Origin of the sequence: Microbacterium sp. ZW T2_14, from assembly GCF_044987405.1 — a bacterium.
GTDB lineage: Bacteria > Actinomycetota > Actinomycetes > Actinomycetales > Microbacteriaceae > Microbacterium.
This window is the reverse complement of the sequence record NZ_JBJDRK010000040.1, coordinates 29324-45803: the sequence shown is the minus strand read 5'-3', so window position 1 is coordinate 45803 and position 16480 is coordinate 29324. Positions and strand designations below refer to the sequence as shown.

Below are 16480 nucleotides of genomic sequence, written 5' to 3'. Positions count from 1 at the left end.
AGGGCTCCTCGGCCGGCGCACTCCAGGACGGCGCCAGCGCGATCGCGACGGCTGCGGCGGCGGCCACCGCGAGCACGGCGACCCCGATCCCGATCGCCGCGACGGGGAGGGCGGTGGTGCCGGCGCCCCCGGCGCCGACACCACTGCCGGAGGCGCCCCCCGGCGCCTGTCCCCCGGAGCCGGACGCCCCGCCACCCCCGGAGGGCGATCCGGCGACCACCGATGCCGCGGCCGGGGCGGCATCGGAGGTGTAGGCAAGGGCCCCAGCCCCGCCGAGGACAAGAGGCAGCAGCACCGCACGGAGCTTCTGCGACACGTGTTCGAGGTCGGCCGCGACGATGCGGCAGGCCTGACATTCCTGGAGGTGCGCGTCGAGGCGTCGACGATCCGCCCGTGCGACGGGCTTCTTGTCACTCGCGACGAGCAGCTCGCACACCCAGCGGCATTCGGCCGGCCGGGCCGGGTCGCTGATGTGCGCCTCGAGCCACGCCTGCTTGAACCCTTCCCGGGCGCGGTACGCGAGCGCCGAGACGGCGTTCGCACTCATACCGAGGAGGGGCGCGACCTCGCGCGGCTTCATCCCTTCGACCTCGATGTACCAGAGCAGCTCGCGCCAGCGCTCGGGCAGCTCGCGGAACGCCTGCGCCAGGACCGACCGGTCCGCCACCAGCTCGGCGAACTCGGCCGCCGAGTCGGCGGCCCGATCGTCGAGATCGTCGATCGGCAGCTCGTGCGTGCGGCGCCCCCACGAGGCGGCGACGTTGCGGATCGAGGCGAACAGGTAGGGACGGAATCCCTCCGTCGGGCCGCCGCCCCTGCGGATCGCCGACAGGATCGACGTGAACGCCTCCGAGACGATGTCGTCCGGGTCGACGTTCGGGCTCACGGCGCGCGCCGCGCTCCGCCCGCTGGCGACGTGCCGTTCCCACAGCACGGCATAGGCCGCATCGTCGCCCGCGCGCGTCGCGGTGACGAGGTCTTCGTCGGAACGCTCGCGCAGCGGCTCGCCGATGGCGGCGCTGTGGGGAGCGGTCACGATGTCTCCTCGCCGGGGGGCGCTTCGGGTTTCCGCCGGCGACGGCAGATCGGCGCCAGGCTAACGATGCGCGCTGGGAAACCGCTGTTGGAGGCTCCCGGGGTGCGCGCAGAACGGGGGGTTCACCGGGCAAGACGCCGCCGGCGCCGGATCATGACGCGAGCGGGAGAAGTTTTTCGAGATCGTCAGAAGATCATGGGGCGATCGTCGTCGTCGGGGCCCTCGAGATCGAGGTCTACGACGACCGGCACGTGGTCGCTGGGCGCTTCGCCCTTGCGCTCGTTGCGGTGGATCGTCGCGCCGGTGACGGCATCCGCGATCGCGTGCGAGCCGAGGATGAAGTCGATGCGCATGCCCTCGTTGCGGGGGAAGCGCAGCTGCTTGTAGTCCCAGTACGTGAAGCCGGACGGCACCAGAGGGCGCACCACGTCCTGCAGCCCGGCGGTCTCGAGCGCAGCGAACGCCGCGCGCTCGGGCGGCGACACGTGGGTCGCGAAGCCCTGCACGACGGCGGGGTCGCCGTTGTCGGCATCCGTCGGAGCGATGTTGAAATCGCCGACGAGCGCGAGCGCCAGATCGGGGTTCGCCGTCAGGGACTCGCGCGTGTACTGCTCGAGCGCCGACAGCCAGTCGAGCTTGTAGAAGTAGTGCGGGTCGCCGAGCGAGCGGCCGTTCGGGACGTACAGACTCCACACTTCGACGCCGCCGACGGTCGCGCCGATCGCGCGGGCCTCCTGCGGCGCGTCGGGCCCGTTGTGCCCCTTCTCGAATCCCGGCATGCCGGGGAACGCCGTGCGCACGTTCGTGAGCGGCTCTCGGCTCGCGATGGCGACACCGTTCCACTGCGAGAAGCCGTACGCCTCGACGTGGTAGCCCGCCTCCTCGAAGCGGTCGAACGGGAACTGCTCCGTCTTGCACTTGATCTCCTGCATCGCCAGCACGTCGATGTGCTCGCGCACCGCGAAGTCGACGATGCGGTCGATCCGCGCGCGGATGGAGTTCACGTTCCAGGTGGCCAGGCGCATGCGATCAAGCCTAGGCGGGGCCGAGGACGTCGACGGAGCGGCATCCGTAGACTCGTCACCATGACCGTCGCCTCCACGCCCGCGCTCGAAGCCGATCGCCAGTACCTGATCGCCCTCATCCAGGACGAGGCGGTGTTCCACGGCGACTTCACGCTCTCGAGCGGCAAGAAGGCGACGTACTACGTGGACATGCGCAAGCTCACCCTCGACCACCGGGCGGCGCCGTCGATCGGGCGCATCATGCTCGACCTCATCCGCGACGTGGACGGCATCGTCGCCGTCGGCGGCCTGACGCTCGGCGCCGACCCCATCGCGAACGCCGTGATGCACGAGTCCGCACGCACCCACACCCCGCTCGACGCGTTCGTCGTGCGCAAGGAGCCCAAGGACCACGGTCGCGGCCGTCAGGTGGAGGGGGCGGATGTCGCGGGCAAGCGTGTCGTGGTGCTCGAGGACACCTCGACCACGGGTCAGTCCGCGCTCAAGGCCGTCGAGGCGCTCCGCCGCGAGGGGGCGGAGCCGGTGGCCGTCGCCGTCATCGTCGACCGCAAGACGGGCGCGCAGGCCGCCGTGGAGGCCGCGGGTCTGCAGTGGCTGGCCGCGATCGACCTCGACGACCTGGGGCTCGAAGCGCAGTAGCGCTCGGCACACCTGCAGCGACGCGAGCGCGGCAGTATCCGGCGAGCGCGGCGTCGCGCGGCGCAGCGCTCGCAGCGAACTGCCGCGGTCGCGTTCTCCGCGGCGATGTCACACGCCGGCGCCGGCCGGTGTCTCCATGTCGAAGGACTCGTTCCCACGACACGGAGGAAGACATGACTGAGACGACCCGCATCCCCGCGACCGAGGTCACCGGCGTCTACGGCGCCCTCGTCAAGGCGGCGGCGCGCAAGATGATCGGCCGCGTGCCCGAGTCGGTCGGCGTGCTGTGGCACCACAAGGCCGTGATGAAGGACTCGATGGGCATCGGCCAGAAGGTCGAGCACTGGCACGAGCTGGACGCCGACCTGGCGACGTACGCCGCGATGGCGGCGGCCGCGACGATCGGCTGCAGCTTCTGCCTGGACTTCAACTACTTCATGTCGCGCAATCGCGGCGTCGATGCGGAGAAGGTGCGCGAGGTTCCGCGCTGGCGCGAGTCGACGCTCTTCACCCCGCTCGAGCGGCAGGTCATGGAGTACGCCGAGGCGGCCAGTCAGACGCCCCCGGCGGTGACGGACGAGCTGTCGGCGGCGCTGCTCGAGCAGCTCGGTGAAGCGGGCCTCATCGAGCTCGCGGCCCGCGTCGCGTTCATGAACATGTCGGCCCGCATGAACGTGGCCCTCGGCATCCGTTCCGAGCAGTTCTCGGACTCGTGCGGTCTGCCGCCCCTGGCCCAGCGACCGGCCGTCGCAGCCCGCGCGTAGGCTCGCCGTCATGAGCACCGCTCACGTCGCCGATCCGTTCGTGGAGCACCGCAATCTGCTGTTCACGGTCGCCTACGAGATGCTCGGCTCGGCGGCCGACGCCGAAGACGTACTGCAGGAGTCGTGGCTGCGCTGGGCCGCGGTCGACCACGACACCGTGCAGGAGCCGCGCGCCTATCTGGTGCGCATCGTCACGCGCCAGGCGCTCAACCACCTGCGCACGGTGTCGCGGCGTCGCGAGGACTACGTGGGGGAGTGGCTCCCCGAGCCGCTGCTCACGAGCCCCGACGTCGCGGAAGACGTCGAGCTCGCCGAGAACCTCTCCATCGCGATGCTCACCGTTCTCGAGACGCTCGGCCCCGCCGAGCGCGCCGTATTCGTGCTGCGCGAGGTGTTCGACGTGCCGTACGACGAGATCGCGGATGCCGTGGGCAAGAGTCCTGCGGCGGTGCGGCAGATCGCGCACCGGGCGAAGGACCACGTCGCCGCCCGCCGCCCGCGTGTGCGCGTCGTTCCGGCGGAGCACGAGGAAGCCGTCCAACGGCTCGTCACCGCGCTCAACACGGGCGATCTGCAGGGGCTCATGGATGTGCTCGCCCCCGACGTCGTGTCGGTCGCGGACGGCGGCGGCAAGGTGCGGGGTGCCGCGCGGCGGCCGATCGTCGGCGCGGAGCGCCTGGCGCGTTACCTCATCGGCGGGATGTCGAAGGTCGACGGCACGCTCGTGGCATCGCCGAGCTGGGTCAACGGGCAGCCGGGGATCCGGGTGGAGCTCGACGGCGAGCTCGCCGGTGTCGTCAGCCTCACCGTCGAGGAGGGGCGCATCACGCGGATCTACTCCATCGCCAACCCCGACAAGCTCGGCTGGCTCGACGCCGAGGCGGAGGTGGCGCGCTGACCCGGTGAACCCTGGCGCGCTGATCCTGCGGGCGGTCGCACGCTGATCCTGCGATCAGTCGTCGCGTCCCCGTCCGCGCCACAGTCGCCAGACCAGGAGCACCAGGGTCGTGAGCGCGATGAGGGCGGAGATCGAGAGCAGCAGCGTCTGCTCGGCGGGCGAGATCACGGCCGCTTCCCCTCGACGGCATCCGCGACGACCCTCGCGATGCGCGCGGCGCGGGTCTCGGGCCGGCGGGCCGAGTCGACGCTCGCGATGCCGATCTTGCGACTCGAGGGCGGGAAGGCGTCCCAGGCGCTGCGCGCGGACGGCACGGCGTCGAGGGCCGCCGCGAGGTCGTCGGGCTCGCGCATCGCCTCCGCGTTGTCGAGCACGGCCCACGACCCGTTCTGCTTCGCGAGTTCGATGGCACGGATGCCGGCTTCCGTGAGCAGCCCGTCGGCCTCGAGCTCTGCGATCCGCGCCTTGTTGGTCGCCGCCCAGCCGCTCGAAGGGCGTCGTGGGGCGAACCAGAGCCCGCCGCGCTGCTCGTCGAACGAGCGCACCGGGCCGTCGATCCACCCGAAGCACAGCGCCTGCCTGATCGCGTCCTCGTAGGCCACGAACTCGAGCCCGGAGCCCGGCCGCGCCCGCACCAGCCACGCGCCCTTGGAGGCGCGATGGTTCGCGTCCAGCCACGCGCGCCAGGCCGCGGCATCCGCTGCCTCCACCTTCTCGCCGTCGTCGAGCGCACCCATGCGGCGACCCTATCGGGCGGTGCCGTCGCCACGCGGGGATTCGCCGCCGGCGACGACCTCCGCGGGCGCCCCGCCTCGCCCCGCCGCCCCGCGGACGGCGGCGGCGAGGAGGTTCACGGCCTCGTCGACCAGCGGGTCGGCGAGGTCGCCGTAGCCGATCACGAGCCGCTCCGGAGCGAGCGCATCGGGCGAGACGCGGTACCGGCGGATGTCGGTGAGCGCGACGTCGTGTGCGGCACCGGCGCGCACGACATCGACCGCGCGCACCCCGGGAGGCAGGTCGAGCACGAGGTGCAGCCCCGCCGCGATGCCCGACACGCGGCAGTCCGGCAGGGCGCGGCCGAGGGCCGTGAGCAGCGCCTCGCGACGGCGCCGGTAGCGCGCGCGGGCGCCGCGCAGGTGGCGGTCGAGGCCCCCTGTCGTGAGGAAGCGGGCGAGGGCGAGCTGGTCGATGGTCGACGGCGCGGCGGCATCCGCACCGCGGACACCGGCCGGTGTCATGGCATCCCGCAGCCACGGCGGCAGCACCAGCCACCCGATGCCGAGCGCCGGCGTCGCCGTCTTGCTGAGGCTGCCGGCGAGCACGACCCGGTCGGGTGCCATCGCCTGGAGTGCGCCGATCGGGCGGCGGTCGTAGCGGAACTCCGCGTCGTAGTCGTCCTCGATCACGACGCCCTCGCACGTGCGGGCCCAGGCGATCAGGCCTTCGCGTCGCTCGGCCGAGAGGGGCACGCCGACGGGGAACTGGTGCGCAGGGGTCACGAGCGCGGCGCGCGCACCGGTGCGGACGGATGCCGCCACCAGCGCGTCGACGTCGACACCGTGTTCGTCGACCCTGACGGGCACCGGGGTGAGACCCTCGGCCGCCGCGACGTGGCGCATGCGGTGCCACGACGGATCCTCCACCAGGAGCGCGCGGTGCCCCAGGCCGTGCAGTGCCCGCGCGACCCGTCGCATGCCGTCGGCGGCGCCGTGCGTGACGACGACCGCGTCGGCATCCGCCCGCGCGAAGCGGGAGCGCGCCAGGTAGGCGGAGAGCGCCACCCGGGCCGCCGGAACGTCGCCGTCGAGCGGGAAGAGCTCCGCGTCGGGCGTGTGCGCCAGTGCCTCGGTCATCGCCCGCAGCCACAGCGCGCGCGGGGCGTGCCGCAGGTCGGGGACGCCGGGGGTGAGGTCGAAGCGCGCTCGCCGCTGCTGCCCTGCGGGGGGCGGCGCCGTGCGGGCCGCGGCCACGGCGACCCGTGCGGCGACGCGGGTGCCCGAACCGGTGCGGGCGTCGAGGATCCCCTCGGCCGCGAGACGCCCGTACACCTCGGTGACCACCCACCGGGAGACACCCAGCGACGTCGCGAGCAGCCGGCTCGGCGGAAGCACTGCGCCGGAGGGCAGCCGACCGGTGGCGACGGCATCCCTCACGGCCAGTTCGAGCCGCACGTGGCGGGGACCGGCGTAGGCCGAGAGGTCGAGGAGCGTCTCCCACGCGACCGAATTGGTCTGGACTTCTGCCATGGAATCGGATCGTACTCCCAGACCGTTCGCGCATCACGATGGGAGCACGCCAACCCCAGGAAGGGACCGCCATGCAGTACCGCACCATCTCCAGCGGATCGACCTCGTTCGAGGTCTCGACCCTGTGCCTCGGCACCATGTTCTTCGGCACGCGCACCGACACCGCGACATCACTCGCGATCCTCGACCGGTTCGCCGACGCGGGCGGCACGTTCGTCGACACCGCGAACAACTACAACGCGTGGGTCGGCGGCCACGGGCGCGACAGCGAGGACGTGCTCGGCGAGTGGATCCGCCGCCGCGGCGGCCTGGGCGACGTGCGCCTGGCCACCAAGCTCGGCGCCGCCAAGAAGGACCCCGCGCTGCCGCTTCAGAACGTCGAGCCGACGAACTTCCAGGGGCTTTCAGCCGACGTCGTTGCCCGCGAGGCGCGCCTCAGCCTGGAGCACCTCGGCATCGACCGCCTCGACGTGCTGTACGGGCACGTGGACGACCGCGAAACGCCCCTCGCCGAGACCGTCGCCGCCTTCGGACAGCTGCAGCGCGAGGGGCTCGTCGGCATCGCCGGCATCTCGAATGTCGCGCTCTGGCGTCTGGTCGAAGCGCGGGAGGAGGCGCTGCGGCAGGGCGTCGACCCGTACGGCGTCGTGCAGCAGGGCTACAGCTACGTCTACCCGAGCCCGGCAGCGGGGCGTACGAACGACGTGTCGGTCGAGCTCCTGGACTTTGCGGCCTCGGCAGGCGTCGACGGCCGGCCGCCGCTGACCATCACGGCCTACTCGCCGCTGCACCAGGGCGCCTTCACGCGCGACGACAAGCCGATGTGGGCTCCCATGCGCCACGCGTCGAACCGGGAGCGCCTCCGTGTGCTGCACGACCTCGCCGCCGAGATCGGTGCGACGCCCAACCAGGTGGCGCTCGCATGGCTGCTCGGCGGGCCGGTGCCGGTCATCCCGGTGGTCGGCATCTCGAGCGTCGCCCAGCTCGAAGAGGCGCTCGCCGCCGTCGACCTCGTGCTGGAGCCCGAGGAGCGCGACCGCCTCGACGCCGCCGACCTCGTGCTGGACGCCGAGGTGCGGGCGCGCCTCGAGCCGGCGTGACCGGACCGGGTGCGGCGGGCGCTGCGGAAGCCCGCCGCGCCCGCGCCCCGTGTTCGAGGCGCGCCGCGTGCCTTCGTGCCTCAGGCCTCGCACGGCCCGCGGCTGCGGCATCCGTTCCTCATCTGAGGACGTGAGCCGAGATGAGGGCGTGACCATGCGTTTCGCTCCTCATCCCGGCAGGGCTCCTCAGCTGAGGACGCGCAGGCCCCGCGGATGAGGGCGAACGGATGCTGCGGCGCGGAGCGCTACAGCAGCTCGGGGTCCTCGGACTCGACGGGCTCTGCGTCGAGGAGGTCGGCGACCGAGTCGAGCACCTCGTCGGGCCGGAACGGGTAGCGGGCGATCTCGGCCGCATCGCTGATCCCCGTCAGGACGAGGACCGTGTGGAGGCCGGCCTCGATGCCGGCCACGACGTCGGTGTCCATGCGGTCGCCGATCATGCCGGTGTTCTCGGAGTGGGCGCCGAGGCGGTTCATCGCCGAGCGGAACATCATGGGGTTCGGCTTGCCGACGACGTACGGCTCCATGCCGGTCGCCTTCGTGATGAGGGCCGAGATGGCGCCGGTCGCGGGCAGCACGCCCTCGGTCGACGGACCGGTGGCGTCCGGGTTCGTCGCGATGAAGCGGGCGCCGGTGCCGATGAAGCGGATCGCCTTGGTGATCGCCTCGAACGAGTAGTTGCGGGTCTCGCCGACGACGACGTAGTCGGGGTCGGTCTCGGTCATGATGAAGCCCGCCTCGTGGAGGGCGGTTGTGAGGCCCGCCTCGCCGATGACGAACGCCGTGCCACCGGGCATCTGCGACTTCAGGAAATCGGCGGTCGCGAGCGCCGATGTCCAGATCGACTCCTCGGGCACGATCAGTCCCGACGCCCGCAGCCGGGCCGAGAGATCGCGCGGCGTGAAGATCGAGTTGTTGGTCAGCACGAGGAACGGCACGCCCTGCGCGCGCCACTGCTCCAGCAGGTCGGAGGCGCCTGGAACAGGGATGTTCTCGTGCACCAGCACGCCGTCCATGTCGGTGAGCCAGCATTCGATGTCGGACCGGGTGCGCATGCGTCCAGGCTATGCGGTCGCGTGGCGTGATCAGGGTCTCGCGCGGGCGTAGGGTCGAAGCCGTGACGTGGGACCCCCGGAGCCTTCCCGACCTGTCCGGACGCGTGTATCTCGTGACCGGATCCAACGCCGGCCTGGGCTACTTCGCGTCCGAACAGCTGGTGCGCGCGGGGGCCAAGGTGCTCATGTCCGCCCGCCACCCGAACCGGCTGTCCGCGGCGCGCGCCGCGATCCGGCGGCGGGTTCCGGATGCCGCGCCCGACGCGACCGAGCCCCTCATCCTGGACACGAGCAACCTGGCATCGGTGCGGTCGGCCGCCGCCAGCGTGAGAGGGCGGGGCGGGCTGGACGGCGTGCTGCTGAACGCCGGCATCGTGCATGCCCCCAAGACCCGCGAGACCACGATCGACGGCCACGAGGTGGTGTTCGCGACCAACGCGCTCGGCCACTATGCGCTCGGCGGAGAGCTGCTGACGGCGCTGGCCCAGGCATCCGGTCGCATGGTGTGGCTCGGCAGCATGTCGACGTCGCTCACGCCGTACGACCCCGTCGACCCGCAGCTGGCCGACGGGTACACCGCCTGGCGCGCGTACGTCCAGTCGAAGGTCGCGACAGCTGCGCTCGGCTTCGAGGCCGATCGGCGCCTGCGTGCCGCAGCGGTTCCGGTGACCAGCGTCGTCGCACACCCGGGGTACTCCACCGGAGGCCGGACCCCGGGCATCGTGGGGGTCAACGAGCCTTCGCGCGCCAAGCGCTTCCGCGACAACCTGCAGGCCGCGATCGCTCAGTCGAAGGAGCGCGGGGCGTGGTCGCTCGTACGGGCGCTCACCGATCCCGATGTCGAGGGCGGAGAGTTCTGGGGCCCGCGCACCGGCTCACGCGGCGAGCCGCGCCTGCAGACGGCCGCCAAGATCACCCGTGACCCCGAGGTGGGCGCACGCCTCTGGGACGTGGCCGAGACGGCCACGGGTGTGCACTGGCCGTTCGAGGTCGCCGCGCGGTGACCCGTCGCCGGCGCCGCGCCCTCAGGCGCTGAGCCAGACCGCCTGGCCCGCCGCGGCGGGCAGCGCGACGTCGACAGCCCCGGCCGGGTCGTCTGTCACGAGCCGCAGGGTGGAGGCGTCCGTCACGGTGACGACGGCGCCGACCGCGACGCCGGCGGACTCCACCGCCCGCAGCAGCTCGGGGTCTCGGTCGCTCACGCGCAGCACCCGCCCGACGTGGCCCGCCGGCGCCGAGCCGAGGACCACGAAGGACTCGCGGTGGACGTGGCCCGCGGCATCCGGAATCGCATCGCCGTGCGGGTCGAAGCGGGGGCGCCCGAGGCGGTCGTCGATGCCCTCGAGCAGCCGGTCGCTGATCGCGTGCTCGAGCACCTCGGCCTCGTCGTGCACCTCGTCCCAGGCGTAGCCGAACTCGCGCACCAGCCACGTCTCGATGAGCCGGTGCCGGCGGATGATGGCGGCTGCGCGTCGCTCGCCCTCGGCGCTCAGGGACACCGGCCCGTACGGGCGGTGGGTGACGAGTCCCTGCGCGGCGAGCTTCTGCACCATCTCGGTGACGCTCGACGGCGCGAGCCCCAGCTCGGCGGCCAGCTGCGAGGGCGTGATGCGGTCGTCCTGCCACTCGGTGTGGTGGTAGATCGTCTTGAGGTAGTCGTCGACGGCAGGAGAGGCCACGGCTTCAGGGTACCGGGCGCCCTCGCATCGCCTCCGGCCGGTCACGCCCCCGACAGCATGAGGAACAGCAGCAGGCCGTTGAGGGCGATGAGGAAGACGGATGCCCCGACACCGGCTACCGTCGTCCACACCCGGTTGCGGAACCCGCCGAGGATCTCGCGGTTCGCGGTCAGGGCGACCAGCGGCACGAGTGCGAAGGGGATGCCGAAGGACAGGACGACCTGGCTGAGGACCAGCGCCACCGTCGGGTCGAAGCCGATCGCGAGGATCACCAGGGCCGGGATGAGCGTCACGAGGCGCCGGGCGAGGAGCGGCACGCGGATGTGCAGCAGGCCGTGCATGATCTCGGCGCCGGCGTACGCGCCGACCGACGTGCTGGCGAGACCGCTGGCGAGCAGGCCGAGCGCGAAAAGGGTCGCGACCAGGGGGCCGAGCCCCGCGTAGAGCGCGTCGTAGGCGCCCTCGAGCGAGTCGGTGCCCGGCACGCCGGCCAGGTTGGCCGCGGCGAGCAGGAGGATGCAGAGGTTCACGGTGCCCGCGATCAGCATCGCGATCGAGACGTCCCACTTCGTCGCGCGCAGGAGTCGGCTGGTCGGGATGCCGCGGAGCTCGGCGAGCGTCGGGTCCGGTGCGCTGCGGTCGCTGAGCGGACCGAGACCGAGGTTGACCGTGTGCTCGGCGCGTTTCGTCTCGCTCGTTCCTCGCTCGCTCAACGACCGGGATACGCGAGGGGGCGCGAAGCGGTCCCGTGCCAAGGCGCTGTGCGCGTAGATCGCGTGCGGCATGATCGTCGCGCCGAGGATCGAGGCCGCCAGCAGGACGGAGTCGGTGCCCTCGAAGCGGGGCACGAGGCCCGCCACGACGCTCGCGCCGTCGGGCGGCGCGACGAACACGCCGAACGAGAAGCCCAGGGCGATGATCGCGAGGAGGCCGATGATCACGAACTCGAACGGCCGCGGGCCGCGGCGCGACTGGATGAGCAGCAGCGCGATCGACACGGCGCCCGTGATCGCGCCGCCCCAGAGGAGCGGGATGCCGAACAGCAGGTTCAGCGCGACGGCGCCGCCGATCACCTCGGCGATGTCGGTCGCCATCGCGACCAGCTCCGCCTGCAGCCAGTACGTGCGGCGCCCCCATTTCGAGCGGATGCGGTCGCCCAGGGTCTCGGGGAGGCTCTTGCCCGTGACGATGCCCAGCTTGGCGGAGAGGTACTGGATGAGCCACGCCATGACGTTGCCGAGCACGACGACCCAGACGAGCAGATAGCCGTAGCGGGCGCCCGCCGTCATGTTGCTCGCCACGTTGCCCGGGTCGAGGTACGCGACGCCCGCGACCAGGGCCGGCCCGATCAGCCACGCGACGCGGGGCACGGCTGACGCGCGGCGGCGTTGCGCGCGCGGGACATCCGTCCACTCCGCTGTTTTCGGCATGCCGAAAACATACCTCGATTTCGGCGAGCCGAAAAGTGCCAAAACTGCCGCTCGACTCCTCGTCTGCGACGCGTGCGGGCGTTTCGTCTCGCTCGTTCCTCGCTCGCTCGACGACGGGGCTGCGGGTTCGGCAGCTGCCGACCGGGACCTGCCGCACGTGCGGCTAGCCTGGGCCGGTGACCTCGCCCGAACCGACCGCCCCGGAGCCCGCCGAGCCGACGCTGCCGGTCGGCGTCGGACCGTGGCCGGGCGGCCCCGACGCGTGGCCCGACGATCCGCGGTACGACCCGGAGCTGCTGGCCCACGGCGACGCCCGCAACGTCGTCGACGCCTACCGCTACTGGACGATGGACGCCATCGTCGCCGACCTCGACACGCGCCGCCACCGGTTCCACGTCGCGATCGAGAACTGGCAGCACGACATGAACATCGGCTCGATCGTGCGCAGCGCCAACGCGTTCCTCGCGGCCGAAGTCCACATCATCGGCAAGCGCCGCTGGAACCGCCGGGGCGCGATGGTCACCGACCGCTACCAGCACGTGCGCCACCACGAGACGGTGGAGGCATTCGTGGCGTGGGCGGATGCCGCATCCCTCCCCGTCATCGCCATCGACAACGTCGAGGGCTCGAAGCCGCTCCCTGCCGCCGACCTGCCCGAGGCGTGCGTGCTGCTGTTCGGGCAGGAGGGGCCAGGGCTGTCTCCGGAGGCGCTGGCCGCGGCATCCGTGACCGTCCAGATCGAGCAGTACGGCTCGACCCGCTCCATGAACGCGAGCGCCGCGGCCGCCGTCGTCATGTACGAGTGGTGCCGCCGCTGGGCGTGAGCCGCGGGCCTCTTACGCCGCTTCGGCGCTCACCACGCGGCGGGCGGTCGAAGGTGTCGCCACCTGGGCGACCCCCGCGCGTGCGCGGCGCGGAGTGACGGCGAAGCGGGCGAGGTCGGACACGACGCCGGCGGCGCGCGCCCGCGACGGCATGAAGCGCAGGAAGAACACCAGGCGCAGCGTCCACGCGAGCGCGCCCGTGAACGGCACGCCGTACAGCTCCGAGATGGCGCGGCCGTAGCCGAACGACGCCGCACGACCCAGCCCTCGATACGAGAAGGGCCGGGGCGCCTTCCCGCCCAGCCGCCGCGCGATCGCGCGGCCGATGTGGTCACCGCCCTTCATGGCCCACAGCGCGTTCGCCGGCACGGGCTCTCGCGTGCTCGGGTGCTCCACCCGTGCACCGTCGCCGGCGGCCCACACGGCGTGCCGCACGGCGAGTGTGCGCCCCGTCCGCAATCGTCCGCGCTCGTCGCGCCACGGGTCGAGTCCGGGCAGGTACACCGGACGCTGCCCTGTCGCCGCGACGACGGTCGCCGCGGCCAGAGTCGTGCCGTCGGACAGCACGGCCGTCGTCGGGGTGGCCTCGGTGAGACGCACACCCGGCACCACCCTCACGTCCAGGCGCTCGAGCTCCTTCTCTGCGCGCGCCACCAGCCCGGTCTGATCGGACCACTCGCCGAGGATCCGGCTTCGCGAGTGCACGAGGGTGACCGGATGCCCGCGGTCGGCGATCGCCGCGGCGAGCTCGGCGCCTGCGATCCCGCCGCCGGCGACGACGACGGGCGATCCCGGAACGGTCGCAAGGTGGTCGGCGAGCGCGGCGATCTCGTCGGGACCGCGCAGCGTGCGGCCGTACTGCTCGAGGCCCGCGACCTCCGACGCCGGTTCCTTGGCTCCGGTGCCGACGACGAGGTGGTCGTACGTCAGCACCTCCACCGGGTGCTCGCCGCGCCGGTACGCGACCGACTGGTGGACGGCGTCGATGCTCAGGGCCCGGCCGTCGATGATGCGGGCGAGCGGCATCGCCTCGGCGAGCGGAGTGGCGACGCGGTCGGGGTCGATCATGCCGGCGACGAGCTCGCCCGTGAAGCCGTGGAACCGGTGCGCGTGATCGGCCGAGATGACGACGATCTCGAGGTCGCCCCGGCGGACGTCCCGCGCGCGGCGCCGCACGAGCGTCGCATAGGCGTGCAGCGTCACGTACCCGCCGCCGAGAAGCACCACGCGGGTCATACGATCACCGCCGCGTGCGCCTCGAGTGCGACGGGTCTGCCGAAGCTCGTCGGCGCGGCCGCGTGGAAACCGAACTGGGCGAGGCCGCAGGCCCGCTCGCGGATCGCGTCGACCTGCTCGAGTGTCGGATTGCCCAGCGAGAAGTGTCCGGAATGGCCGGAGAGCGCGAGGATCGCGGTCTCGGCGAAGCAGGCGTACGAGCGGCCGTCAGGAAGGCCGATCTCGCCCCCGGTGAGGCGGAGGCTCGGGATCGAGACGATGCCGCCGTCGACGACGAGCACATCGGGGCGGGCCGATGCCAGCGCCGGCGAGGTGTTGCGCGGCTGTGTGGCGTCGAGCACCACGGCACCCGGCGCCAGGTGCTCCGGACCCAGGAGTGCATCGGCCGACGCGGTGAGCAGCACGACGAGGTCGGCATCCCGGACCGCATCCATGGTCTGCGCGATATCGACGTCCACGTCGTCGGCGACCGCGGCGGCGAGCGCCTTCAGCCGCCCCTCCGTGCGCGCGACGAGCGTCAGCCGGGCGCCGGCGCTGTCGCGGGCGAGGAGCTTCGTCACGGCCGTGCCGACGCTGCCGGTCGCGCCCACGATGGCGACGTGGGGCCGCCCTCTCCGCGAGGAGACGCCTGCCCGTGAGGAGACGTTCGGCAGCAGCATCCGGATCTGGTCCTCCACGATCGCCGCGGTGAAGGCGTTGCCGTTCGTCACGGCGATGTCGGTGCGCTCGCGCAGCGTGAGGCCGCCGGCGGTGACCGTCGCGGTGAGTGCTCCGAGGCCGACGACGTCGGCGCCGAGAGTGACGGCGCGGTCCACCGCGCGGCTCACGCGGCGCCGGCCCTCGTCGATGTGGGACAGCAGGTGCCGGGCGCCGAAGGGGACCAGCACGACGTGCCCGACGCGCTCGCCGCCGATCTGCACGCCCGCCATCGTGACCGGGGGGAGCGGCAGGCGGCGGAGCGCCGTGTCGTAGACGCGTTCGGGGACGAGTCCGAGCGGCCGCCAGGCGCGCGCGAGATCTTCGCGCAGGCGTGCGCGCGGGTGGACGGTGAACGCGAATGCGCCGCTCTCGGACATGTCTGCCTCTCCTGGCGTCGCCGCGTGCGCGCCATGCGAGCAAGGAGTGGGCGGGGACGGCGCTGATACCGTCCGTCAGAAGTTCAGGATGCCGGTGTCAGGCGCCCGCGGTGAGCCAGGCCGATCCGCGCACGCGCCAGCCGAGCGTCACGAGGCGGGCGAGCATGTAGACGCCGAAGAACGACAGCGCGAGCCACGCGAGCCCCGCCGCGCCGACCGGATGCAGCACCGCGACGAGCACCAGCGCGGGGACGAAGGGCACGAGGTTCAGGATGCCGACGATGGCGAGGTACCTCGCGTCGCCCGCGCCGATGAGCACGCCGTCCAGCACGAACACGATGCCGCACACCGGCTGCGCGATCGCGAGCACGATGAGCGCCGGCTGCACCAGCGCGGCGATGCCGGGGTCGCCGGTGAACAGCAGCCCGATCACCCCCGACAGCGCGGCGATCAGCGCTCCGGTGATCACGCCGAACCAGCCGCCCCACGCCACCGTGCGGCCCAGCACGCGACGCACGAGCCCCTGGTCTTCGGCGCCGAGCCCCTTGCCGATCAGTGCCTGGGCCGCGATCGCGAGCGCGTCCAGGGCGAAGGCGGCGGTCGAGAAGATCGTGAACGCCACCTGCCAGCCCGCGAGCTCGACCGTGCCCAGGCCGGTGGCGACCACCACGGTCGCCAGCAGCGCGGCGCGCAGCGACAGCGTGCGCACGAAGAGCCACCCGCCTGACCGTGCCGACCCGCGAACCCCCTCACGATGGGGGCGGATGGATGCCGCGTGCCGGCGCGCCAGCCTGCCCACGACGAAGGCGTAGGCGGCGACCATGCCCCACTGCGCGACCACGGTGCCCACCGCCGAGCCGGCGATGCCCCAGCCGAAGCCGTAGATGAACGCCCAGTTGAGGAGGGCGTTGGCGCCGAAGCCGAGCCCGGCGATCCACAGCGGCGTCACCGTGTCCTGCATGCCGCGCAGAAGGCCCGTCGCGGCGAACACGACGAGCATGGCGGGCAGTCCCCACATCGAGATCCCGAGGTAGATCTCGGCCTGCTGCGCGACCTCGGGCGTCGCGCCGAAGAGTCCGACGAGGAAGGGGGTCGCCAGATAGCCGACGAGGGCCAGGACCGCGCCGATGCCCAGCGCGAGCCACATGCCGTCGATGCCGACCGAGACCGCGCGTGACGGGTCGCCGGCGCCGAACCTGCGCGCCACCGCCGGCGTCGTCGAGTAGGCGAGGAAGACCATCAGCCCGACGATGGTCTGCAGCACCGCCGACGCGATGCCCAGTCCCGCGAGCGGCTCGACCCCGAGGTGACCGACGAGCGCCGAGTCCACGATGAGGAACAGCGGCTCGGCGATGAGGGAGCCGAGCGCCGGCACCGCGAGTCGCAGGATGTCGCGATTCAGGGTGTCGGTCGTCACCCTCCGAGCCTAGGAGGCGCCGGCGACGCCGGCCGCGCGCTCGCACACCGGGCCG

General features: G+C 72.6%; 16 protein-coding genes. 6 read left to right on the top strand and 10 right to left on the bottom strand.

Annotated features, from left to right (window positions below):
• Together ACI3KY_RS14060 and ACI3KY_RS14055 are read right to left on the bottom strand one after the other, a co-directional pair.
• The coding region (locus ACI3KY_RS14060) for a sigma-70 family RNA polymerase sigma factor (protein WP_404930782.1) at positions 1–1036 on the bottom strand (1036 nt) is incomplete at its 3' end.
• Between the two features lie 185 nt (positions 1037–1221).
• Entirely contained in the window at positions 1222–2061 is an 840-nt protein-coding gene (locus tag ACI3KY_RS14055; protein ID WP_404930781.1) for an exodeoxyribonuclease III, read from the bottom strand.
• A 60-nt stretch (positions 2062–2121) separates the two neighbouring features.
• Between ACI3KY_RS14055 and pyrE the strand changes: the two genes are divergently transcribed.
• From pyrE to ACI3KY_RS14040, 3 genes are all read left to right on the top strand, one after another.
• The gene (gene pyrE / locus ACI3KY_RS14050) at positions 2122–2700 is read left to right on the top strand and encodes an orotate phosphoribosyltransferase (protein WP_194412411.1); all 579 of its coding nucleotides are present in this window, start codon (positions 2122–2124) and stop codon (positions 2698–2700) included.
• Between the two features lie 173 nt (positions 2701–2873).
• Positions 2874–3464 (top strand): carboxymuconolactone decarboxylase family protein, encoded by a 591-nt coding sequence (locus tag ACI3KY_RS14045; RefSeq protein WP_404930780.1) that lies wholly within the window; start codon positions 2874–2876, stop codon positions 3462–3464.
• 10 nt (positions 3465–3474) lie between these two features.
• Positions 3475–4362: an RNA polymerase sigma-70 factor gene (locus ACI3KY_RS14040; RefSeq protein ID WP_404930779.1), complete on the top strand. Its 888-nt coding sequence runs from the start codon at positions 3475–3477 to the stop codon at positions 4360–4362.
• Between the two features lie 164 nt (positions 4363–4526).
• Here the strand turns inward: ACI3KY_RS14040 and ACI3KY_RS14035 are convergent, their stop codons facing one another.
• Positions 4527–5099 (bottom strand): YdeI family protein, encoded by a 573-nt coding sequence (locus ACI3KY_RS14035; protein ID WP_404930778.1) that lies wholly within the window; start codon positions 5097–5099, stop codon positions 4527–4529.
• Between the two features lie 9 nt (positions 5100–5108).
• A complete protein-coding gene (locus tag ACI3KY_RS14030; protein ID WP_404930777.1) occupies positions 5109–6608 on the bottom strand; it encodes a PLP-dependent aminotransferase family protein in 1500 nt (499 codons plus the stop codon).
• Positions 6609–6679: 71 nt separating this feature from the next.
• Between ACI3KY_RS14030 and ACI3KY_RS14025 the strand changes: the two genes are divergently transcribed.
• Positions 6680–7708: an aldo/keto reductase gene (locus ACI3KY_RS14025; protein WP_404930776.1), complete on the top strand. Its 1029-nt coding sequence runs from the start codon at positions 6680–6682 to the stop codon at positions 7706–7708.
• A 245-nt stretch (positions 7709–7953) separates the two neighbouring features.
• On the opposite strand, the gene ACI3KY_RS14020 is transcribed toward ACI3KY_RS14025, so the two are convergent.
• Entirely contained in the window at positions 7954–8763 is an 810-nt protein-coding gene (locus tag ACI3KY_RS14020) for an HAD-IIA family hydrolase (protein ID WP_404930775.1), read from the bottom strand.
• 62 nt (positions 8764–8825) lie between these two features.
• On the opposite strand from ACI3KY_RS14020, the gene ACI3KY_RS14015 reads away from it, so the two are divergent.
• Positions 8826–9767 (top strand): SDR family NAD(P)-dependent oxidoreductase, encoded by a 942-nt coding sequence (locus ACI3KY_RS14015; protein WP_404930774.1) that lies wholly within the window; start codon positions 8826–8828, stop codon positions 9765–9767.
• A gap of 21 nt (positions 9768–9788) precedes the next feature.
• Here ACI3KY_RS14015 and ACI3KY_RS14010 read toward each other — a convergent pair whose 3' ends face one another.
• Together ACI3KY_RS14010 and ACI3KY_RS14005 are read right to left on the bottom strand one after the other, a co-directional pair.
• Positions 9789–10442, bottom strand: a complete 654-nt coding sequence (locus ACI3KY_RS14010; protein WP_404930773.1) for a metal-dependent transcriptional regulator — start codon at positions 10440–10442, stop codon at positions 9789–9791.
• Positions 10443–10483: 41 nt separating this feature from the next.
• Entirely contained in the window at positions 10484–11872 is a 1389-nt protein-coding gene (locus ACI3KY_RS14005) for an Nramp family divalent metal transporter (protein ID WP_404930772.1), read from the bottom strand.
• Between the two features lie 176 nt (positions 11873–12048).
• Here ACI3KY_RS14005 and ACI3KY_RS14000 point away from each other — a divergent pair, with 176 nt between their 5' ends.
• Complete coding sequence (locus ACI3KY_RS14000) at positions 12049–12696, top strand: TrmH family RNA methyltransferase (RefSeq protein WP_404930771.1); 648 nt, start codon at positions 12049–12051, stop codon at positions 12694–12696.
• Between the two features lie 12 nt (positions 12697–12708).
• Here the strand turns inward: ACI3KY_RS14000 and ACI3KY_RS13995 are convergent, their stop codons facing one another.
• The 3 genes from ACI3KY_RS13995 to ACI3KY_RS13985 form a co-directional block, all read right to left on the bottom strand.
• Positions 12709–13932 (bottom strand): NAD(P)/FAD-dependent oxidoreductase, encoded by a 1224-nt coding sequence (locus tag ACI3KY_RS13995; protein ID WP_404930770.1) that lies wholly within the window; start codon positions 13930–13932, stop codon positions 12709–12711.
• On the bottom strand, positions 13929–15008 hold the full coding sequence (locus ACI3KY_RS13990; protein WP_404930769.1) for a semialdehyde dehydrogenase: 1080 nt from the start codon (positions 15006–15008) through the stop codon (positions 13929–13931). Before ACI3KY_RS13990 ends, ACI3KY_RS13995 begins: the two co-directional genes overlap by 4 nt.
• 97 nt (positions 15009–15105) lie before the next feature.
• Positions 15106–16425 carry an MATE family efflux transporter gene (locus tag ACI3KY_RS13985; RefSeq protein WP_404930768.1) on the bottom strand — a complete coding sequence of 440 codons (1320 nt, stop codon included), beginning with the start codon at positions 16423–16425 and terminating at the stop codon, positions 15106–15108.
• Positions 16426–16480 lie beyond the last annotated feature (55 nt).